This window comes from Sporosarcina thermotolerans (assembly GCF_030067815.1).
Lineage (GTDB): Bacteria > Bacillota > Bacilli > Bacillales_A > Planococcaceae > Sporosarcina > Sporosarcina thermotolerans.
Genome location: NZ_CP125968.1, coordinates 1,998,156 through 2,019,013 on the forward strand (window position 1 = coordinate 1,998,156; position 20,858 = coordinate 2,019,013).

Annotated in this window: 16 protein-coding genes, 6 pseudogenes and 1 other annotated feature; of the genes and pseudogenes, 21 read left to right on the plus strand and 1 reads right to left on the minus strand. The window is 42.3% G+C overall.

Annotated elements, in window-relative coordinates:
- Positions 1 to 135: 135 nt before the first annotated feature.
- From QNH10_RS11395 to pyrE, 20 genes and pseudogenes are all read left to right on the plus strand, one after another.
- A complete protein-coding gene (locus tag QNH10_RS11395) occupies positions 136 to 990 on the plus strand; it encodes a sigma-E processing peptidase SpoIIGA (protein ID WP_283731662.1) in 855 nt (284 codons plus the stop codon).
- Between the two features lies 1 nt (position 991).
- On the plus strand, positions 992 to 1,693 hold the full coding sequence (sigE, locus tag QNH10_RS11400) for an RNA polymerase sporulation sigma factor SigE (RefSeq protein ID WP_283731663.1): 702 nt from the start codon (positions 992 to 994) through the stop codon (positions 1,691 to 1,693).
- Positions 1,694 to 1,786: 93 nt separating this feature from the next.
- Positions 1,787 to 2,569, plus strand: a complete 783-nt coding sequence (sigG, locus tag QNH10_RS11405; protein WP_381426999.1) for an RNA polymerase sporulation sigma factor SigG — start codon at positions 1,787 to 1,789, stop codon at positions 2,567 to 2,569.
- 77 nt (positions 2,570 to 2,646) lie between these two features.
- Positions 2,647 to 2,889, plus strand: a complete 243-nt coding sequence (locus QNH10_RS11410) for a PRC-barrel domain-containing protein (protein WP_283731664.1) — start codon at positions 2,647 to 2,649, stop codon at positions 2,887 to 2,889.
- 71 nt (positions 2,890 to 2,960) lie between these two features.
- Entirely contained in the window at positions 2,961 to 3,656 is a 696-nt protein-coding gene (locus QNH10_RS11415; protein WP_283731665.1) for a YggS family pyridoxal phosphate-dependent enzyme, read from the plus strand.
- Positions 3,653 to 4,099, plus strand: coding sequence for a cell division protein SepF (locus tag QNH10_RS11420; protein WP_283731666.1), 447 nt, complete (start codon positions 3,653 to 3,655; stop codon positions 4,097 to 4,099). Before QNH10_RS11415 ends, QNH10_RS11420 begins: the two co-directional genes overlap by 4 nt.
- 82 nt (positions 4,100 to 4,181) lie before the next feature.
- Positions 4,182 to 4,415, plus strand: coding sequence for a YggT family protein (locus tag QNH10_RS11425; protein WP_488199568.1), 234 nt, complete (start codon positions 4,182 to 4,184; stop codon positions 4,413 to 4,415).
- Between the two features lie 51 nt (positions 4,416 to 4,466).
- The gene (locus QNH10_RS11430) at positions 4,467 to 5,243 is read left to right on the plus strand and encodes a YlmH family RNA-binding protein (protein ID WP_283731668.1); all 777 of its coding nucleotides are present in this window, start codon (positions 4,467 to 4,469) and stop codon (positions 5,241 to 5,243) included.
- A 90-nt stretch (positions 5,244 to 5,333) separates the two neighbouring features.
- Positions 5,334 to 5,840, plus strand: coding sequence for a DivIVA domain-containing protein (locus tag QNH10_RS11435; RefSeq protein WP_283731669.1), 507 nt, complete (start codon positions 5,334 to 5,336; stop codon positions 5,838 to 5,840).
- A gap of 56 nt (positions 5,841 to 5,896) precedes the next feature.
- Positions 5,897 to 6,108, plus strand: a binding site (T-box leader).
- 307 nt (positions 6,109 to 6,415) lie between these two features.
- A pseudogene (ileS, locus tag QNH10_RS11440) lies at positions 6,416 to 9,177 on the plus strand (isoleucine--tRNA ligase).
- A gap of 129 nt (positions 9,178 to 9,306) precedes the next feature.
- A complete protein-coding gene (gene lspA / locus QNH10_RS11445) occupies positions 9,307 to 9,783 on the plus strand; it encodes a signal peptidase II (RefSeq protein WP_283731670.1) in 477 nt (158 codons plus the stop codon).
- A complete protein-coding gene (locus QNH10_RS11450) occupies positions 9,783 to 10,697 on the plus strand; it encodes an RluA family pseudouridine synthase (protein ID WP_283731671.1) in 915 nt (304 codons plus the stop codon). The genes lspA and QNH10_RS11450 overlap by 1 nt, the downstream gene beginning before the upstream one ends.
- 232 nt (positions 10,698 to 10,929) lie before the next feature.
- Positions 10,930 to 11,472: a bifunctional pyr operon transcriptional regulator/uracil phosphoribosyltransferase PyrR gene (gene pyrR / locus QNH10_RS11455; RefSeq protein WP_283731672.1), complete on the plus strand. Its 543-nt coding sequence runs from the start codon at positions 10,930 to 10,932 to the stop codon at positions 11,470 to 11,472.
- A gap of 29 nt (positions 11,473 to 11,501) precedes the next feature.
- Positions 11,502 to 12,795 (plus strand): annotated as a pseudogene (locus QNH10_RS11460) (uracil-xanthine permease family protein).
- A gap of 151 nt (positions 12,796 to 12,946) precedes the next feature.
- Positions 12,947 to 13,864 (plus strand): aspartate carbamoyltransferase catalytic subunit, encoded by a 918-nt coding sequence (locus tag QNH10_RS11465; RefSeq protein ID WP_283731673.1) that lies wholly within the window; start codon positions 12,947 to 12,949, stop codon positions 13,862 to 13,864.
- Positions 13,836 to 15,154 (plus strand): annotated as a pseudogene (locus tag QNH10_RS11470) (dihydroorotase). Before QNH10_RS11465 ends, QNH10_RS11470 begins: the two are co-directional and overlap by 29 nt.
- A pseudogene (locus tag QNH10_RS11475) lies at positions 15,151 to 15,925 on the plus strand (dihydroorotate dehydrogenase electron transfer subunit). Before QNH10_RS11470 ends, QNH10_RS11475 begins: the two co-directional pseudogenes overlap by 4 nt.
- Positions 15,922 to 16,836, plus strand: coding sequence for a dihydroorotate dehydrogenase (locus QNH10_RS11480; RefSeq protein WP_283731674.1), 915 nt, complete (start codon positions 15,922 to 15,924; stop codon positions 16,834 to 16,836). Before QNH10_RS11475 ends, QNH10_RS11480 begins: the two are co-directional and overlap by 4 nt.
- A pseudogene (gene pyrF, locus QNH10_RS11485) lies at positions 16,833 to 17,551 on the plus strand (orotidine-5'-phosphate decarboxylase). Before QNH10_RS11480 ends, pyrF begins: the two are co-directional and overlap by 4 nt.
- On the plus strand, positions 17,544 to 18,170 hold the full coding sequence (pyrE, locus tag QNH10_RS11490; RefSeq protein WP_283731675.1) for an orotate phosphoribosyltransferase: 627 nt from the start codon (positions 17,544 to 17,546) through the stop codon (positions 18,168 to 18,170). The pseudogene pyrF and the gene pyrE overlap by 8 nt, the downstream one beginning before the upstream one ends.
- A gap of 42 nt (positions 18,171 to 18,212) precedes the next feature.
- Here the strand turns inward: pyrE and QNH10_RS11495 are convergent.
- Positions 18,213 to 19,903 (minus strand): annotated as a pseudogene (locus tag QNH10_RS11495) (Rqc2 family fibronectin-binding protein).
- 337 nt (positions 19,904 to 20,240) lie between these two features.
- Here QNH10_RS11495 and gmk point away from each other — a divergent pair.
- Positions 20,241 to 20,858 (plus strand): guanylate kinase, encoded by a 618-nt coding sequence (gmk, locus tag QNH10_RS11500; protein ID WP_283731676.1) that lies wholly within the window; start codon positions 20,241 to 20,243, stop codon positions 20,856 to 20,858.

The following is a 20,858-nucleotide window of genomic DNA, read 5'->3' on the forward strand; positions in this document are numbered from 1 at the left end:
AACATAAACTCTTCGTAACACAACATACTTCATTTGGACTTCAGATTTTGTCGTATTTTTACTCAAAATTCATCCTCATTCCGACAAACATTGCAGAATTTGAGTGTTATCCTTACTTTCAAGGAGGGTGGGCTGATGTATGGGGAAATCATTATTGGTATTAACATGGTATTCAACTATGCAATTCTTTCATTCGCCAGCCGAATGGCCAAGTCACAGACAACCTGGAAACGCCTCCTACTTGCATCATTCATTGGCGCCTTTCCAGTCACACTCTTCCCTAACTCTGCTTTCGCAATTGTAATCGCTTTTTTAGGAATGGTTGTTTGTGCCTTTGGGGTATCTTTCACTGCTTGGAAAGGTCCCTCACTCATTGTACTTATAGGCGCACTTTTCGCCGGAGGAGTACTAACCGTATTCACTGACAGATTCATGTTTTCTGATGCCAGAGTGACCGTCTTTGTTTGTGCACTTTTAGCTTATATTTCATTGTACTTATTAAAAACAAAATGGTTGGATGTAAGAATGGCCCGTCAGATGTCAACTTTTTCATACACTTCGGTGCTATCAATTTGGGAAGGAACAACTACGATTCAAGTGTTCATCGATACCGGAAATCGGTGTATTGAACCTCTTACAGGCGAAGCGGTTCACTTCGTATCTTTCAAAGCTGTTGAGTCCATTATACCCAAGGAGCTTGTAAAGCCTTTGCATACATGGAATACCAAAGACATGCATCAACTTTCGAAGATTCCCAAACAGTATCAAAAAAATGCACGTCTTATCCGCCTTCAAACAGTGCAGGGTGCCTCTTGGGCAGTTGGTTTTAAATTCGACCATTGGGTCATCGGGGAAGGAAGTGAGTTGCCAACAGGCTATATTGTCCTTACAAAGGAAGATAATCGTTATCCCGAAGGCGCAGCCGCCATTCTGCATGCCTCTGCATTGGAATCAATAACGGAAGAAAGGGGAACAGAACATGTGGCATAAAATGAAAAATTGGTTATCAATTATTAAAAGTTTCTTTTCAAAAAGAAAAAGTGGCACATATTACATTGGGGGCCACGAATCACTACCAAAACCGTTAACAAGAGAAGAAGAGGCTCAAACAATTCGAGCATTTATGGAAGGTGACATGGATGCAAGAGACACTCTTATCGAAAAGAATTTAAGACTTGTCGTTTATATTGCAAGAAGATTTGATAATACGAATACACATATTGAAGATTTAATAAGTATAGGCACTATTGGACTTATAAAAGCGATCGAAACATTTAAAAGCGATCGCAATATTAAATTAGCGACATACGCTTCACGTTGTATTGAGAATGAAATTTTGATGCACTTACGTAAAACAAACCGGACAAGATCGGAAATTTCATTTGATGAACCTTTGAACTCGGACGCGGATGGCAATGAATTATTGCTTTCGGATATATTGGGCACAGACGAGCATATTATTATTGATGATGTTGAAAAAAAATTAGAGAGACAACATATGATTGAGGCAATTAGTACGTTGGATGAAAGAGAACGATATATTATGGAATGTAGATTTGGCTTAACCGGACATTTGGAAATGACACAGAAGGAAGTAGCTGAATTACTCGGTATTTCGCAATCTTATATATCACGTCTTGAAAAGAAAATCATCTCTGAATTAAGGGATAGATTGAACCATCCGATTGCCTAATGGTTGAAATTGGAGAATCGAATTTCGCATATTCTGCAAGACTGAGGACAAACTATTTCGTACAGTCATCTACAGAATGCGGAGGAAAAGCGAATGATGCGTACAAGAGTGGAAATATGCGGAATCGATACGTCCAATTTGCCATTACTGACGAATGAAGTGATGAAAGAAACGTTTATCCGGCTTCAAAATGGTGACGAATCTGCAAGGGAAGAACTTGTAGTTGGGAACTTGCGATTGGTGCTAAGCCTTGTCCAAAGATTTGCATATAGGGGTGAACAAGCAGACGATCTTTTTCAGGTAGGTTGTATCGGTTTATTGAAGTCAATTGACAATTTCGATTTGAAACATAATGTCCGATTTTCAACGTATGCCGTACCAATGATTATTGGTGAAATTAAAAGGCATTTAAGGGATCACCATGCTATTAGGGTATCCAGATCTCTCAGAGATATTGCTTATAAAGCAATTCGGGCGAAGGAACAATTTGTCAATGATCATCAAAAAGAACCAAGAATCTCCGATTTGGCCGAAATTACAGGTATTCCTGAAGATGATATATTGTTTGCTTTGGATGCAATCCAAGATCCAATGTCCCTACATGAACCAATGAATGGGGATGGTGGAGATCCAGTCTATATTATGGACCAGTTACAAGATAAAAAAGTATCAGAAGAGCGTTGGCTCACTTATGTATCAGTAAAGGAAACTGTTTCAGGAATGACGGAAAGACAGCAATTGATCCTTTCTAAACGATTTTATTTAGGGCAGACTCAGACCGAAATAGCTAAAGAATTAGGTATCTCCCAAGCACAGATTTCAAGGTTAGAGAAAAACGCCATTCAAATTATTCGTGAAGGTATGGAAAATAAATGATGACGGTAACGCAATGCAAATGCATTGCGTTTTTTTCTTGCCGCATTACGCATATCCTGTAAAAAGGAGGAATGTAGATGAGATTTTCCGATTTGCAAAAAAAAGAAGTAATTGAAGTGAAAAAAGGATCGTTCTTGGGATTTGTTCAAGATGCAACAATTGATATGAAAAACGGGAAGATTGCAGTTTTACAAGTTGGAGGGGCAGAAAGGTCGCTTTTTTTAGATTCAAAAATTAAAGATTTGAAGCAAGTTAAATATGACGATGTGTTAACAATAGGAAAAGATATTGTGTTAGTCGGTAAAAAGACCGATACATGATGACTTATCATTGATATGTGAGCATTCACTTGATACAATAAAGCAAAGTAACCCGAAAAGTAGTGATTGCATTGGAAACACTTCAACAACGAATGAAAGTTATAGAAGAAGAGATTCAAGCTGCCTGCACACGTTCAGGACGTAAAAGAAACGATATAACTGTTATTGCCGTAACAAAGCAAGTTTCAGTCGAAAGAACGCAGGAAGTTATTAAAGCCGGTATAGACAACCTTGGAGAAAATCGGCCTGAGGGACTTTTAGGAAAACAGGAAGAGATTACCTTGGATACTATCAACTGGCATTTCATCGGGAACGTCCAAAGTAGGAAAGTTAAGGACATCATTGATAAAGTAGATTTTCTTCATTCCCTTGATCGGATAACTATTGCAAAAGAGATTCAAAAAAGGGCAGCATCTACTATTGATTGCTTTTTACAAGTGAATGTTTCAGGAGAAGAATCCAAATCAGGAATTCAACCGGAAGAACTAAAAGGGTTTCTTCGTGAATTATCGGAATTTGATAAAATACGTGTCATCGGATTAATGACAATGGCACCATTTACAGAGGATGAGGATTTAATCCGTTCGGTATTCCGGTCGTTACGTGTCCTTCGTGACCAGATAGCTGCTCTTAACTTAATAAATGCACCTTGCACAGAATTATCTATGGGAATGTCAAATGATTACACAATAGCAATAGAAGAAGGTGCAACCCATATTAGAATCGGTACCGCTTTAGTCGGATTGGAAAGCGAGGGAGACGGATGAGTATAAAAAGAAAGTTTGAAAAATGGTTTTATCTTGAAGATGAAGAGGAAATCCAACAAGAGCAGCCTGTTCGACAACAGCCGCCTACTCAGGAACAACAGCCAAGGAAAGTGGCATCACGAAAACAGCAAGTGGCGGAAACACAGCAACCAGGCACGGTCGTAAGCTTGCAAAGCCTTCAGAAGTCTTCAAAAGTTGTCCTGTTTGAACCAAGGGTTTATGCAGAAGCACAGGATATTTCCGAACACTTGAAGAATAAAAGGGCAGTAGTTGTAAATTTACAAAGAATTGAAAGAGATCAAGGTATCCGTATTGTAGATTTCCTAAGTGGGACAGTTTATGCGCTTGGGGGAGATATTCAACGTATCGGAACTGATATTTTTTTATGCGTGCCTGAGAACGTCGAAGTGGCAGGTTCCATTTCGGATTTTTTTGAAAGATAGAACTGGATGAGGTGTAGAAACTGATATGATACAAGCTGTTGATTTGATATTTGGTCTAATATTTAAGGGAATACAACTTTACATGATACTCCTCATTATATATATTTTAATGTCGTGGGTACCAGCATCGAGGGAAACTAAATTTGGTATACTCTTAAGCCGGATAACTGAGCCTTATTTGGCCTTTTTCCGCAGATTCATTCCACCACTTGGAATGATTGATATTTCGCCGATCGTTGCTATTTTTGTCTTGAATTATTTAATTACAAGAGGCGTATTTGAAGTATATAGGTTAATCAGAGCCTCACTCATGTGAGGTTTTTTCTATAAAGGGCATTCTCTCAATCATCGTAAGGAGTCGTAAACAATGGAATCCATCTTACAACATTTTAGAAAAGACGAGCAGCCATTCATAGAAACTGTAGTCGGGTGGACGCGGGAAGTTGAGGATACGTATTCTCCGAAGTTAACTGGTTTTCTTGATCCGAGACAGATTTTCATTTTAAGTTCCATCGTAGGAGGCTCTGGTTTGCAATTTGCGGTAAACGGTGCCTTCCTTGAACCGGAACGTCAACGCGCTTTAATCTATCCGGATTATTACGAACCCGAAGATGAAGATTTTCAAGTAATTGTTTTTTCAGTTAGGTATCCTGCAAAATTCATGTCGGTTGAACATCGTGACATTTTAGGATCACTTATGGCACTCGGTATCGACCGTTCGAAATTTGGAGATATACGCCTTAAGGAAGGTGTCGCTCAATTCACCGCAGCAGAAGAGATGAAAGATTATCTTATCGCTAACTTAACTTCAATCGGTAAATCCAAAGTACGTGTTGAAGAAGTCACTTCCGCGGACGACCTAATCGTGATGGCAGAATCATGGAAAGAGGAGCTTCATACAATCAGCTCTTTACGTCTCGACTCAATTGTCGCTTCGTTAGTGAATTATCCGCGTCAAAAAGCGGTCGCACTTGTTCAGAATGATAAAGTGAAAGTGAATCACGTTATTCGTAATCAGCAAGCGTTTGAAGTGAATGAATCAGATATCCTTTCGATTAGAGGTTTTGGGCGTTTTAAAATTATGTCGATTGAAGGCAGAACACGAAAAGATAAAATTAGATTGTTGATAGGGAAGTTAGAATGATTTTTCAGACATCTGTATAAAAACTGCTGTTTTATCTTTTGTGTACATGTATAATAAGAATAAGAAGATTTGAAGAGGAGGAAACAGCAGATGGCATTATCACCGCTTGATATACATAATAAGGAATTCAGCCGTGGCTTCCGCGGGTATGATGAAGATGAGGTCAATGAATTCCTTGAACAAATCATGAAGGACTACGAAAATGTTCTTGAGGAGAACAAGACATTAAAAAATAGTCTTAAGGAAACGAAGGAAAAGATTTCCCACTTTAATTCCATAGAAGAGACATTGCAAAAATCCATTTTAATTGCCCAAGAAGCGGCAGAGGATGTGCGAAGGAATTCACTTCAAGAATCCAAGCTTATCGTTAAAGAAGCGGAAAAGAATGCAGACCGTATTGTTAACGAAGCACTATCCCGTCCTAGGAAGATTGCTATGGAAATTGAAGATTTGAAAAAACAGTCAAAAGTATTCCGAAATCGATTCCGTATGTTAATCGAGGCTCAACTCGACATGATTAAAACGGATGATTGGGAAAGACTTATGGAATATCGACCAGATGCAGAAGAACTTGAAGCTGCCTCTGATGTTGAATAACAAGGATGCTTGACAAACTATTTCCAACACGCATATAATAATTACCATATAAGCAGGAATAGGCGTTGACAGAGAGAGTACTTTCCGTATACACGTATAGCGAGCCGGGGATGGTGGAAGCCTGGTCGATGAACGGAAACGAAAATCACTTTAGAGCCGGATTGACCAAAACCAATCCCGGATGCACCCCGTTATGGTGTTCTGAGCGGCAATATGAGTTCATATTGCAACTAGGGTGGTAACGCGAGAACAAAACCTCGTCCCTTTTTTAGGGGCGGGGTTTTTTATATTCTTCACCACTTAAGAACATTTATTGTTATTTTAGATTTTCCGTTGATTGGAGCGGAAGGCGGCGACTCCAGCGAACACCGTCACGAAGAACGGTGTTTGTGAGCAAAAGCGGAGCGTTGCGAACAGGATGAAGTTAGCCGCTGCCTTAATTTCTGCAAAAACCGCAGAAATACGGCAAATCGAACTCTGCGTGGTTCGATCGGCTGAAGCCGTGCCCGCGGAAAGCGTCCGCCTATAGCTGAAATCAACATTTCAAGGTTATATCTTTTAAAGGAGGAAGTTAAATGGATTACAAAGACACATTGCTAATGCCGAAAACGGAATTTCCAATGCGCGGCAACTTGCCAAATAAAGAACCGCAAATGCAGGAAAAGTGGGAAGAAATGGACATCTATCAAAAAGTCCAAGAACGGACTAAAGACCGTCCCTTCTTCGTACTTCACGACGGGCCACCATACGCAAACGGTGACCTTCATATGGGTCACGCCCTAAACAAAGTACTAAAAGACATGATTGTTCGCCATAAATCAATGACAGGCTTCCATGCTCCATACGTACCAGGCTGGGACACTCACGGTCTTCCAATTGAGCAAGCACTTGTGAACAAAGGTGTAAACCGTAAAGAGCACTCTGTTGCAGAATTCCGCAGAATGTGTGAAGAATATGCCTATAGTCAAATTGACAACCAACGTTCACAATTCAAACGGATCGGTGTGCGTGGTAACTGGGATAACCCATATATCACATTGAAACCAGAATTTGAATCTCGACAAATTGAAGTTTTCGGCGAAATGGCGAAAAAAGGCTATATCTACAAAGGCCTGAAGCCAGTTTACTGGTCCCCTTCAAGTGAATCAGCACTTGCTGAAGCGGAAATTGAATATCAAGATAAAAAATCACCTTCCATTTATGTCGCTTTCCCGATCAAAGACGGATTAGGTGTAGTGGAAGAAGACGTCCGTATTGTTATCTGGACGACAACTCCTTGGACGATTCCTGCAAACCTTGGAATTTCAGTCCATCCGGAATTCAATTACGCAATTGTAGAAGTGGATGGAAATAAATATCTATTGGCAAAAGATCTTGTCGAATTAGTTGCCAAAGAAATTGGCTGGGAATCATACGAAGTTGTACGCGAATTAAAAGGGGCCGACTTAGACCGGGTAATTGCTAAACATCCGTTCTACGATCGTGACTCCCTTGTAATGCTTGGTGAGCATGTAACAGCTGAGGCAGGAACAGGCTGTGTCCATACTGCACCTGGTCACGGTGAGGATGACTTCTATGTTTCGAAACAATATGGAATTGATGCATTATCCCTGTCAATGACCGGGGTGTCATGACTGAAGAGGCACCTGGATTTGAAGGATTGTTTTATGAAGATGCAAATAAAGAGGTAACGAAGAAGTTGGATGAAGCAGGGGCACTTTTGAAACTTTCATTCATCACGCACTCCTACCCACATGATTGGCGTTCTAAGAAACCAGTCATTTACCGTGCAACGGCGCAATGGTTTGCATCTATCAATTCTTTCCGTAACGAATTGCTTGACGCAATCCGTAATACAAAATTCACTCCAACTTGGGGTGAAACACGTCTTTACAACATGGTACGTGACCGTGGAGATTGGTGTATTTCCCGTCAACGTGTATGGGGTGTTCCAATTCCGGTATTTTACGCGGAAAACGGAGAAGCCATCATTACAGATGAAACTATTTCCAATGTATCTCGCCTATTCCGTGAACATGGTTCAAACATTTGGTTTGAACGTGATGCAAAAGATCTTCTTCCTGAAGGTTTTGAACACGCAGGCAGCCCGAACGGCATCTTCACGAAAGAGACGGACATCATGGATGTTTGGTTCGATTCAGGCTCAACGCATCAAGGTGTGCTTGTAGAGAGAGACGATCTTGTCTATCCTGCAGACCTATATCTTGAAGGAAGCGACCAATACCGTGGTTGGTTCAACTCATCATTGACAACAAGTGTTGCGATCAATGGAATCTCTCCATATAAAGGCTTATTAAGCCATGGCTTCACTTTGGATGGAGAAGGGCGCAAGATGAGTAAATCACTTGGAAACGTAATCGTACCAGCAAAAGTGATGAATCAATTAGGTGCTGATATTCTTCGTCTATGGGTATCGTCTGTAGATTATACGGCAGATGTCCGTGTTTCCGATTCGAACTTTAAGCAAGTATCAGAGGTATACCGTAAAATCCGGAATACCCTCCGTTTCCTACACGGAAATGTATCCGACTTTAATCCGTCAACTGATCGTGTAGCATTTGAAGATATGCGTCCGATTGACCAATACGTCAATGTGAAGCTTCAAGATTTAATTAAGGAAGTATTGAAGTCATATGAAAACTATGAGTTTGCAGGCGTTTATCATGCTGTAAATAATTTCTGTACAGGCGACTTAAGCTCATTCTATTTGGATATCGCTAAAGATGTTGTCTATATCGAAGGTGCGGATCATCCACATCGTCGTGCGATGCAAACGGTTATGTATGATTCCCTGCTTGCACTATTGAAGCTTTTGACTCCAATCATCCCTCATACTACGGATGAAATGTGGGCATTCCTTGAGCATGTTGAAGAGGAAAGCGTCCAATTGACAGACATGCCACAAGCTGAAGAACTTGGTGAATTGGCTACTACGTTACGCGAGCGATTTGCTAAATTGATGCTTGTGCGTGATGATGTATTGAAAGCACTTGAAGAAGCTCGAAATGCTAAAGTAATTGGTAAATCCCTTGAGGCAAAAGTGACTGTCGCATTGCCGGAAAAAATGACTGGAGTATTTGCGGCGGAGGATATCGATTTCGCACAATTCTTTATCGTTTCTAACTTTGTCGAAGGCAAAGATGGGGAAATGTCTACTGATGCACTTAAGCTTGATGCTGCAACAGTTCTTGTTGAAAAAGCGGACGGTGAAAAATGTGATCGCTGCTGGACGATTTCAGAAACTGTCGGCAACGATACGGAACATCCAGAACTATGTTCCCGTTGTGCAGATGTTGTAAAGAAATACTATTCATAAGCAATTTGGTTAAGGCTGTTTGTAACAGTGGCTGAATGCCGTTGTTATAATCAGCCTTTTCTTTGTTTGTATGATATAAGTGTTTTTATGGTAAAATGAAACGGAAACTGTCGGACGGGGGTTTTGGGTATGTTCATTTATTACGGGATAGCAATTATTTTAATACTGTTAGATCAGCTGACAAAATGGCTTGTTGTACAAAATATGAATTTAGGTGAAAGAATTCCAATTATGGACCCTTACCTTGCACTCCTCTCGCACCGTAACAAAGGAGCGGCATGGGGAATGCTTGAAGGGCAAATGTGGCTATTTTACGTTGTCACAGTAATTGTTGTGGGAGGTATAATCTATTTCTTCCACAAGGAAAGCAAAGGCCAACCTTTACTTAGTACAAGCTTGATGTTTTTATTAGGAGGGGCGCTTGGTAACTTCATTGATCGATTATGGCGTAAAGAAGTTGTCGATTTCGTCGACGTAATCATCCCAATCGTCAATTATGATTTCCCGATTTTTAATGTTGCAGACGCAGCATTGACAATAGGGGTAGTACTAATGATCATTCACGTAATATTAGATGAAAAAAAGAACAAGAAAAAGGTGTCATAATGGAACCGATTGAAATTGTAGTATCAGAAGATATGGAAAAAGGACGAATCGATAAAGCATTATCGACGTACAATCCTGAATGGTCACGGACACAGATTCAGCAATGGGTTAAAGATGGTGCGATTTTAGTGAATGAAGAACAAGTGAAAGCCAATTATAAGGTGAAAACAGGAGATATTATCGTAGTTGTCGAGCCTGAGTTGGAAGAACTTGATATTGTTGCTGAGGATCTTGACTTGGAAATTGTTTATGAAGACAGCGATGTCCTTGTTGTCAATAAACCCCGTGGAATGGTCGTTCATCCAGCGCCGGGTCATAGTCGCGGAACACTTGTTAACGGGTTGATGCACCAAGTGAACGATCTATCGGGTATTAACGGTGTTATGCGTCCCGGTATCGTCCATCGAATCGATAAGGATACCTCGGGTTTGCTAATGGTCGCGAAAAATGACCAGGCACATGTATCTCTTGTAAACCAACTTGTCGATAAATCCGTTACACGTGTATATACAGCACTTGTGCATGGTCATATCCCGCATGACCAGGGAACGATTGATGCACCTATCGGAAGAGATCCGAGGGACCGTCAAAGCATGACGATTATAGATAAAGGAAAGCATGCCGTTACGCACTTCAATGTTTTAGAACGTTTCGGGGACTTCACATTAGTCGAATGTAGGTTGGAAACAGGAAGAACCCATCAGATTCGTGTGCATATGAAGTATATTGGACATCCACTTGCAGGGGATCCTAAATATGGCCCGAAGAAAACAATCGACTTCAATGGACAGGTTTTGCATGCTGGGACAATCGGCTTCAAACATCCGAAGACAGGCGAATATCTGGAGTTTACACAACCTTTGCCGGAGGACTTCAAAAACCTGATTGAAAAAATGCAAAACGAAAAACGTTGACATTGTAAATATATAAGTCTATACTAAAACTGAAATTGAATAGCGATACCTTTAAAGACAGTCCAGAGAGGCTGGGAAGGTTGCACGGAAAGTATTTATGAACAGCTGCACGCTGTTCTTGAATACGCTTATTTCTGCACGTATACCTCCTGCCATCTTGGTAGGAGTATTTTTTTACGTAAAAATAGAAAGTGCACCTCGAGTAGAAGATTAAATTATAGGAGGAATTTTCATGACGGAAAAAGCAATCATTCTTGACGAACAGGCAATATCACGAGCGGTAACAAGAATCGCCTACGAGATCATTGAAAAGAATAAAGGAATCGATGAATGTATTCTTGTCGGCATCAAAACAAGAGGTGCAGTCCTTGCAAAACGTCTTGCAGAAAGGATCAAGCAAATTGAAGGAAGACCGATTTTGACTGGTGAGTTGGATATTACGCTGTATAGGGATGATCTTCAACATAAACATGGAAACCATGAACCACTTGTCCACCAAGTCGACATTGAACACGATGTAACGGAAAAGAAAGTGATTCTTGTTGACGATGTGCTTTACACAGGAAGAACGGTGAGAGCGGCGATGGATGCTGTTATCGATTTAGGTAGACCAGCGGCAATTCAGCTTGCAGTCCTTGTTGACAGGGGACACCGCGAATTACCAATTCGACCTGATTTTGTCGGTAAAAACATTCCGACATCAAGTGAAGAACGGGTAGTCGTCAATGTCGTTGAAGAAGATGGCTCGGACGGCGTAACGATTCACGCAAAATAAAGAAAAATCCGAATAGGGACAGGTGAGAAATGATGAGTGACAACAAAGTGTTAGATGTACATGATAAACCAGATGCTGGTAAATGGCTCGCCCTTAGTTTGCAGCATATGTTTGCAATGTTTGGAGCAACAATCCTTGTTCCGCAATTAGTCGGCTTAAGCCCAGCAATTGCCTTACTCACAAGCGGACTTGCGACAATCGTCTTCGTCCTTGTCACACGGTTCAAAGTTCCGGCTTACCTGGGTTCATCTTTCGCATTCATTGCGCCGATAATAGTGGCTACAGAAAATGGTGGAATTGGAAGCGCGATGATCGGAAGCATGTTTGTCGCCCTCGTGTATGCACTCGTATCGTTATTGATCTGGACGACGGGATCTGGGTGGATCATGGAATTCCTACCACCAGTCGTAGTCGGACCGGTGATCATGGTAATCGGATTAGCTTTGGCACCGACGGCAGTCAGCATGGCAAGTACAATCCAAGTGGATGGCGAAGCGCAATACAATCTTCTGCATTTCTCGGCAGCGATTGTCACATTGGCAGCAGCGATCATCTGCCTCATGTTCTTTAGAGGAGTGGTCAGCCTCATGCCTGTCCTGATCGGAATAGTCGTCGGTTACATATACTCTGCGGCAATCGGAATATTGGACTTCACAAAAGTGCATGAAGCCGATTGGATTGCAATGCCGGAATTCCTAATTCCTGGAATAGATATGACTTTGTTGTTACTCCAACATTGCTTGCAATCATGGTTCCAATATCAATCGTTACAATTTCGGAGCATATCGGTCACCAGCTTGTATTAGGTCGTGTTGTCAATAAAGACTTTATCAGAGACCCTGGTTTGAACAGGTCCTTACTTGGAGACGGGTTAGGAACTCTCCTAAGTGGATTCCTTGGAGGTCCACCGAAAACAACTTACGGTGAAAACATCGGAGTAATGGCAATCACTCGCGTGTATAGCATCTACGTCATTATTGGCGCGGCAGTATTCGCGATATTGTTCTCTTTCATCGGCAAGCTGATGGCAGTTATCGCAACGATTCCGACAGCAGTGCTCGGTGGGATATCGATTCTACTGTTTGGGATCATCGCTTCATCAGGATTGAGGATGCTCGTCGATCACAAAGTGGATTTTGGACAGCAACGGAATCTCGTTATCGCCTCGGTCATACTTGTCATCGGAATCGGCGGCGCGTCAATCCATTTCAGCGAAACATTCCAAGTCGGGGAATGGCGCTTGCTGCTATCGTCGGTGTGCTACTTAACATGATATTGCCAGGCAGATCAAATGATAGTTTAGCTGATAGTCAAACAGAATAGAAAGACCTTTTAAAATTGTACTGAGAGACAAGGAAAGGTTCAGTAGACTGATAGTCATTTAATCTAAATGACGGTTGTTCAGTCATGCCACTGGCCTTTCCATTTAACGGAAAGGCCATTTTTTTATCCAAAACGGAAGGGGATTTTCAAAATGAAAAACCTATTATCAATGAAAGATTTAACAATCGACGAAATTTCAGCTATTTTGGATCGTGCCGCAATGTTAAAAAGATATGGAATCCGCGCTTTACCTCAAAAATATATGGTTAGCAATCTATTCTTTGAACCAAGTACACGGACAAAAATGAGTTTTGAGGTGGCGGAACGGAAATTGGGTCTTGAAACGATCCCCTTTGAAGCTAATTCTTCAAGTGCAGTAAAGGGAGAAACGTTGTACGACACACTTCGCACCCTTGAAGAAATCGGATTGGATGCAGTCGTCATTAGACATCCCGAAGAAGGCTATTATGAGGATCTCGTCGGAAAAATGAATATGGCAATTATCAACGGTGGTGATGGATCAGGACAACATCCAACACAATCATTGCTTGACTTGTTCACGATAAAAGAAACGCTCGGCGGCTTTAAAGGGTTAAATGTGCTCATCGCCGGTGACATTTCCCATAGTAGAGTTGCAAAGTCGAATGCAGATGCTCTTGTAAAGCTTGGTGCAAATGTGAAATTCCTATGCCCCCCGGAGTGGGCAGGTGATTTCCCATCAGTGAGTGACTGGGATGAAGTGATCTACACAAGCGATGTTGTCATGCTTCTGAGAGTTCAGCACGAAAGACATGATGGCAAAATGAGGTTTACGAAGGAAGAATACCATGAGAAGTATGGTTTGACAGTTGAACGGGAAAGGGAAATGAAGCCCGGATCGATCATCATGCATCCTGCACCGGTTAACCGGGACGTTGAAATAGCGGGAAGTCTTGTCGAATGCAGCCGATCAATGATTTATAAGCAAGTTGAAAATGGTGTCTATATACGTGCGGCTATCTTAGAAACGATTTTACAAAAGGAGGAATTGGCATGGAAAGATCATCAAGAGTGCATATGTTTTGAATAATGAAGGTGAAAAGGTTTTAGTTGATGTCCGAATTGAGGGGGACCGAATATCCGAAATTAGCGCCGATTTGAATGTAGGGAATTCCGAAGTGATTGAAGGCAATGGTCTGCTGCTTGCACCGGGATTCATCGACGTCCATGTCCATTTGCGCGAACCTGGCGGGGAACATAAAGAAACAATTGAAACAGGTACACTTGCGGCTGCTAAAGGCGGGTATACAACAATTTGCGCAATGCCGAATACGAGACCGGTTCCGATACAAAAGAAAACTTATCCTTAGTCAATAAATTGATCGCAGATAAAGCACATATTCGAGTGCTGCCATACGCTTCTATAACAATTAGGGAAGCTGGAAAAGAGCGGACGAACTTGAAAGAATTGAAGGAGAACGGTGCATTCGCATTCACAGATGACGGCGTCGGCATCCAGCAAGCGGGAATGATGTTCGAAGCGATGCAAGACGCTGCGGAAATCGGTATGCCAATTGTCGCGCATTGTGAAGACAATACATTAATATACGGCGGAGCAATGCATGAAGGGAAACGGAATAAAGAGCTTGGACTTCCGGGAATCCCTTCAGTGGCAGAATCGGTTCATATCGTCCGCGATATTCTTCTTGCGGAAGCAGCTAACGCCCATTACCACGTGTGCCACGTGAGTACGAAAGAATCTGTAAGGGTCATCCGCGATGCGAAGAAAGCCGGAGTTCATGTAACGGCTGAAGTAAGTCCTCATCATCTGATTTTATCTGAAGAGGATATCCCAGGTGATGATGCTGATTGGAAGATGAACCCACCACTTCGCGGAGTAGAGGATTTGCTTGCGTTGCAAGAAGGGCTAATGGATGGAACACTTGACTTCATCGCAACAGATCATGCACCGCATACAGCGGAAGAGAAAAATGCCGGTTTTGCCAACGCGCCTTTTGGGATTACAGGATTCGAAACAGCATTCCCTCTTCTTTACACGCATTTTGTAAAAGAAGGTAAATGGACATTGAAGCAATTGATCGACTGGATGACTATCAAGCCTGCCGCTGTATTTGATCTTCCTTACGGGAAAATTGAAGTCGGTGCTCAAGCTGATCTCGTTCTCCTTGATTTGAATAAAGAACAAGTAATCGACCGGGAGACGTTTTTGTCCAAAGGGAAAAATACACCTTTTGACGGCTGGAATTGTGCTGGATGGCCTGTAACAACAATTTTCGGAGGACAAATCGTTTGGCAGGATAGTGAAGGAAGCACAGCTGATCAAACGGAAAATATATCAAAACAGCAGGTGAGAGTATGATCATCCAGGACCGAATGAAAGTGTCGGGACAACGGGAAATTGCAAAGAATATATTTGAAATGAAATTAACTGGCAAGTTGGTGGGGAAATTAGTTCCCCCGGCCAGTTTGTCCATATACGAGTATCGGACTCATTCGAACCTCTGTTGAGAAGACCGATTTCGATCGCATCTATTGATAATGAAAGAAATGAAATGACAATCATTTATCGTGCAGAGGGTAGGGGCACGACATTGCTTTCCCTGAAAAGGGAAGGTGAGGTAGTGGATGTTCTTGGTCCATTGGGGAATGGGTTTCCAGTAGATGAAACATCCGCAGGCGAAACTGCTATTCTTGTGGGGGGGGAATTGGTGTACCTCCTTTGTATGAGCTATCAAAACAACTAACTGCTAAAGGTGTTAAGTGCATTCATATATTAGGATTTCAAACTGAGTCTCTCTCTTTTTACGAGGAAGAATTCAGCGTTTTGGGAGATACATATATAGCTACAGTAGATGGCACGAAAGGAACTGCGGGCTTTGTCACAGATGTGATGGCGGAAATTGGCGATGGATTTGCGACTTACTATAGTTGTGGTCCGATCCCGATGCTCAACGCCGTGCAAACAGCATACGCCGAAAAGAAGGGTTTCCTTTCATTCGAACAACGGATGGGTTGCGGCATTGGGGCTTGCTTCGCATGTGTTTGTAAGACGACTGAGAAAAACGAAAAACCATACGTTAAAGTATGTTCGGATGGACCAGTATTTCCAGCAGGGGTGGTGTCGATATGAACAGATTATCAATGGAATTGCCAGGATTACAATTGAAAAATCCAATTATGCCGGCATCGGGCTGTTTCGGATTTGGTAAAGAATACGGGGCACTTTATGATTTATCAAAATTAGGTGCGATTATGATCAAGGCAACGACTCTTGAAACGCGTTTCGGCAACCCGACTCCGCGTGTTGCAGAAACGGCTTCCGGAATGCTGAATGCAATCGGTCTACAAAATCCTGGTTTGCAAAGTGTTATGGAAAATGAATTGCCTTGGCTTGAGCAATTTGATGTTCCGATCATTGCAAACGTTGCTGGGACGGAAACAGCTGATTATGTAGAAGTGGCGAAAACAATCTCAACGGCTCCTAATGTAAAAGCACTTGAGTTGAACATATCTTGTCCGAATGTGAAATGCGGAGGGATCACTTTTGGTACAGACCCACAGCAAGCGCATGATTTGACAGCCGCTGTAAAAGAAGTGTCTGAAGTTCCTGTGTATGTAAAGCTTTCACCGAATGTGACTGATATTAAAGAAATCGCGAAAGCAGTCGAAGCGGCTGGAGCAGATGGTATTACGATGATTAACACACTTGTCGGCATGAGGCTCGACCAAAAGACAGGACGTCCGATCATCGCGAATATTACAGGCGGTTTATCGGGACCTGCTGTTAAACCGGTCGCAATTAAAATGGTATACGAAGTGAGTCAAGTCGTTACGATTCCGATCATCGGAATGGGCGGAGTGTCTGAAACAGCAGATGTCATCGACTTCCTATCCGCAGGTGCAAGTGCTGTTGCTGTAGGTACGGCAAATTTCGTCGATCCTTTCATATGCCCGAAAATCATTGAAGAACTTCCAGTGAAATTGGATGAATTAGGCGTTGATCATATTTCAGAGCTTGTAGGAAGGAGCCATCGATTATGAAAACCTCACCAATTATTGCGTTAGATTTTGAATCTGCACAAACTACGTTTGAATTTCTTAGCGCTTTCAATGGAGACGTCAATGTCAAAGTGGGCATGCAACTTTATTATAAAGAAGGCCCTGCAATTATTGAGAAACTAAAAGAACGTGGGTTTGATATCTTCTTAGACTTGAAACTTCATGACATTCCGAACACAGTGAAGTCTGCGATGGAAGTGTTGGCAGGCTTAGGAGTCGGCTTAGTCAATGTCCATGCTGCGGGCGGAGGACAATGATGGAAGCAGCACTTGAAGGACTTGATAAAGGGACGCCGTCAGGTATGAAACGACCTTCCATCATTGGTGTGACTCAACTCACTTCGACAGATGAACGCCAGGTGCAAGAGGAACAACTTATCCATGCATCCCTTGATGAATCTGTCCTTCATTATGCAAAGCTTGCGAGTGTTGCTGGACTCGATGGCGTCGTATGTTCAGTTCATGAAGCCTCGATCATTTCGGAAGTCTGCGGACCAGAATTCCTAAAGGTCACTCCTGGAATCCGTTTACCCGGGGGCGGGGTGCATGATCAGAAAAGGGTTGCTACACCAGTAGAAGCGAAAAAACAAGGATCGACACATATCGTAGTCGGAAGAGCGATTACTGGCGCATCAGATCCTTTGGCTGCCTACGAGGAAATTAGTACATTATGGAAAGGGATGGAGTCAATTGGGTAAAAAAGAAATCGCAGAAATCTTATTGAATGTCGGAGCTGTGGAATTGAGTCCGGAAGACCCGTTCACATGGGCATCAGGTATACAGTCCCCGATTTATTGTGATAACCGTTTGACAATGTCAGATCCAGTAGGCCGCAAGCAAATCGCTGAAGGGCTTGCTGGGTTAATCAAAGAACATTATCCAGAGACTACACTTATCGCTGGAACGGCAACAGCGGGAATTCCGCACGCTGCTTGGGTGGCGGACATTTTAGACTTGCCAATGGTGTATATCCGTTCTAAGGCAAAAGGCCATGGACGTAGCCGTCAAATTGAAGGTAAAGTGAAGCCGGAAGATAAAGCAATCATCATCGAAGACTTAATTTCAACAGGCGGAAGCAGTTTGAATGCAGTAGAAGCTCTTCGCTCAGAGGATGTTGAGGTTACGGGCGTTGTCTCAATCTTTACATACGAACTCGAAAGTGCAGATCAGGCATTTGAAGAGGCGGGGCTATCTTACCAAAGTCTAACGAATTTCGGTGCTTTAACAGAAGCCGCGAAAGATGCTGGATCGATTAATGAAGCATCCATTAGCGATTTGCTCGAATGGCATGGAAAATTAAAAACCGGATCACTGTAATAAAAAGGATTGCCGTCATATACAATACGGCAGTCCTTTATTTCATTTCTTCAATTTCCTTACAACATCCTCATCTGGAGTAACATACAAAGTCTTCTGCTCAAAATATATAACAAATCCAGGTTTTGCGCCATTCGGCTTTTTCACGTGCTTGATTTCAGTGAAATCAACCGGAACGGAAGATGAGCCTCTTGCTTTACTAAAGTAAGCTGAAAGAGTCGCTGCTTCTTGAATCGTTTCCTCATCAGGATTGGCCGCATGTATTACGACATGTGATCCAGGAATATCTTTCGTATGTAGCCATACATGGTCCCTCGCTGCAATCTTGAACGTCAAATAATCATTTTGCTTATTGTTTTTACCAACAGAAATCGGAATGCCTGACGAAGAGACATAGGCTTCAGGAGAAGGTTTTTTCGGCTTTTGCTTCTTCTTGCTTTTCCTTGCCCTCATTAAACCCGCTTCCGCCAACTCCTCCCGAATTTCATCGATATCTTCCGGAGAGGCTTGCATGACTTGCTGCTTAATCATTTCAAAATACTCGATGTCTTCCCGTGCTTTCGCCAATTGGTCAGCAATCATGATCAAAGCATTTTTTGCTTTCGTATAACGGGAATAAAAGCGCTGTGCATTCTCGATAGGGGTCTTTCTGGCGTCAAGGGGAATGGTAACAGTTGTTCCTTCCTCGTAATAATTGTCGACAGTAGCCTCAGTATCTCCTTTTTGAATGGCATAGCTATTCGCGGTCAGTAATTCACCATACAATTGGAATGTATCCAGTTTCTCTGCCGCCTTCTGTTCCTTACCCAATTTTTCTTTCTTTAATTTCAACTTAGCGGTTTCATTATCAAGCCAACGTTCCAAATCAGCAGCTTGTGATTTCACACGTTCCCGTTCAGCTCTTGCAAAATAAACCTTATCAAGCAATTCACCAAGAGTCTCAAACGTTGCAACGATTTTGTCGGCATACGTCAATGTTGTCGCGGAAAAAATAGATTTCGTACCAACCTCTGCAATCGTTGGCAATTGGCCAACACCTTTGAACGAAGAAAGGAAAGTCTTATAGATAGGATAGGCTTCTTCCTCCCGTATCCCTTTCAAACGGTGCAAAAGCTCCTCACCATGGATAGGGGAGAAACCCGAAAGTTTCCCAACAATCTGTTTGGCATTCTCCCATTCTGGTAATAATGAAAGAAACTCCTTCTCGTCCAACTCAAATGGATCCAATTTCTCTTGTGGCGGTGCTGGTACATAAGGCTGTCCAGGCAAAACCGTTCTGTAACTGTTTACGGAAGGCGGAAGATGTTTCATACTATCAATGATCATATTTCGTTCCGGTCGATCAATAATAAATTACTATGCCTTCCCATAACTTCGACAATCAATTCACGGTGGATCTCATCCCCGATTTCATTTTTTGCTCTTATATCAAAAGATATGATACGATCATTGCCTGACTGCCTGATCGATTGAATCATACCGCCTTCAAGATGCTTCCTCAACACCATGCAAAACATAGGAGGTTCCGCGGGATTTGCAATCGTTTCATCAGTCAACTGAACCCGAGAGTACGATGGATGGGCAGAAATGAGAAGTTTGTAATTGCTTCTTCCAGCCCGCACCATCAAAACAACTTCCTGCGCATTTGGCTGATGTATTTTCGATATACGGCCATCTTTAATTTGTTGCAGCTCCTTAACAATCGCTGCAGTGAATAATCCATCAAATGCCATGATAATTCCTCTTTCAAACGTTTTGTTCCATTTTAGCACTCTACGGTCAACTTATGTTATAATATGATGAGATTCTTTTACCGTTTAACCAAAATTTCTATATAGTAAGTACTAAGGATTAATACGCTCTATATTGAGAAGTATTAGTTGCTTGGAGCAGAGGGCGGCGACTCCTGGGGGAAGCCCTGCCTTAATTTCTGCAAAAGGCGCAGAAATACGGCAAATCGAACTCTTCGTAGTTCGATTGGAAACCGTCCTCCTGGAACGCAAAGCAACGGTCCATGTATAGATTTGATTCTTTTATCGCTACTATATAATACATAAGAAGAGGGATGGCATGTACAAAAAACGTGGCTTATTAATCGTCCTGTCCGGTCCATCCGGTGTAGGAAAAGGAACCGTCAGAAAAGAACTATTTCAACAACCTGACACAAACTACGAATACTCAATATCAATGACAACAAGAAGCCCGCGGGAAGGCGAACAAGACGGCGTCGATTACTTCTTCAAATCCCGCAGCGAATTCGAAACACTTATTAACGAAGGCAAACTTCTCGAGTATGCCGAATACGTAGGCAACTACTATGGCACACCGCTCGACTACGTCAACGAAACTCTCGACGCAGGAAGAGATGTATTTCTTGAAATAGAAGTTGTCGGTGCCGCACAAGTCAGGGAAAAGGTTCCCGATGGACTCTTCATCTTCCTTGCCCCGCCAAGCCTCTCCGAATTAGAGGATCGATTGGTAGGAAGAGGCACAGAAGAAGCCGATGTTATCGCGAGTCGAGTGTTAAAAGCACGCGATGAGTTAGAAATGATGAATTTATACGATTATGTTGTTGAAAATGACGAAGTATCGAAAGCTTGTGATCGCATCAATTCAATCGTTACAGCTGAACATTGTCGTCGTGAGCGCGTCGAAAAACGTTATTTACTTATGTTGGAAGGGGAATAA

Coding starts and splice junctions, on each gene's coding strand:
- QNH10_RS11395 (WP_283731662.1), top strand. CDS start 136: ATGTATGGGGAAATCATTATTGGTATTAACATGGTATTCAACTATGCA.
- sigE (WP_283731663.1), top strand. CDS start 992: ATGAAAAATTGGTTATCAATTATTAAAAGTTTCTTTTCAAAAAGAAAA.
- sigG (WP_381426999.1), top strand. CDS start 1,787: ATGATGCGTACAAGAGTGGAAATATGCGGAATCGATACGTCCAATTTG.
- QNH10_RS11410 (WP_283731664.1), top strand. CDS start 2,647: ATGAGATTTTCCGATTTGCAAAAAAAAGAAGTAATTGAAGTGAAAAAA.
- QNH10_RS11420 (WP_283731666.1), top strand. CDS start 3,653: ATGAGTATAAAAAGAAAGTTTGAAAAATGGTTTTATCTTGAAGATGAA.
- QNH10_RS11425 (WP_488199568.1), top strand. CDS start 4,182: ATGATACTCCTCATTATATATATTTTAATGTCGTGGGTACCAGCATCG.
- QNH10_RS11430 (WP_283731668.1), top strand. CDS start 4,467: ATGGAATCCATCTTACAACATTTTAGAAAAGACGAGCAGCCATTCATA.
- QNH10_RS11435 (WP_283731669.1), top strand. CDS start 5,334: ATGGCATTATCACCGCTTGATATACATAATAAGGAATTCAGCCGTGGC.
- lspA (WP_283731670.1), top strand. CDS start 9,307: ATGTTCATTTATTACGGGATAGCAATTATTTTAATACTGTTAGATCAG.
- QNH10_RS11450 (WP_283731671.1), top strand. CDS start 9,783: ATGGAACCGATTGAAATTGTAGTATCAGAAGATATGGAAAAAGGACGA.
- pyrR (WP_283731672.1), top strand. CDS start 10,930: ATGACGGAAAAAGCAATCATTCTTGACGAACAGGCAATATCACGAGCG.
- QNH10_RS11465 (WP_283731673.1), top strand. CDS start 12,947: ATGAAAAACCTATTATCAATGAAAGATTTAACAATCGACGAAATTTCA.
- QNH10_RS11480 (WP_283731674.1), top strand. CDS start 15,922: ATGAACAGATTATCAATGGAATTGCCAGGATTACAATTGAAAAATCCA.
- gmk (WP_283731676.1), top strand. CDS start 20,241: ATGTACAAAAAACGTGGCTTATTAATCGTCCTGTCCGGTCCATCCGGT.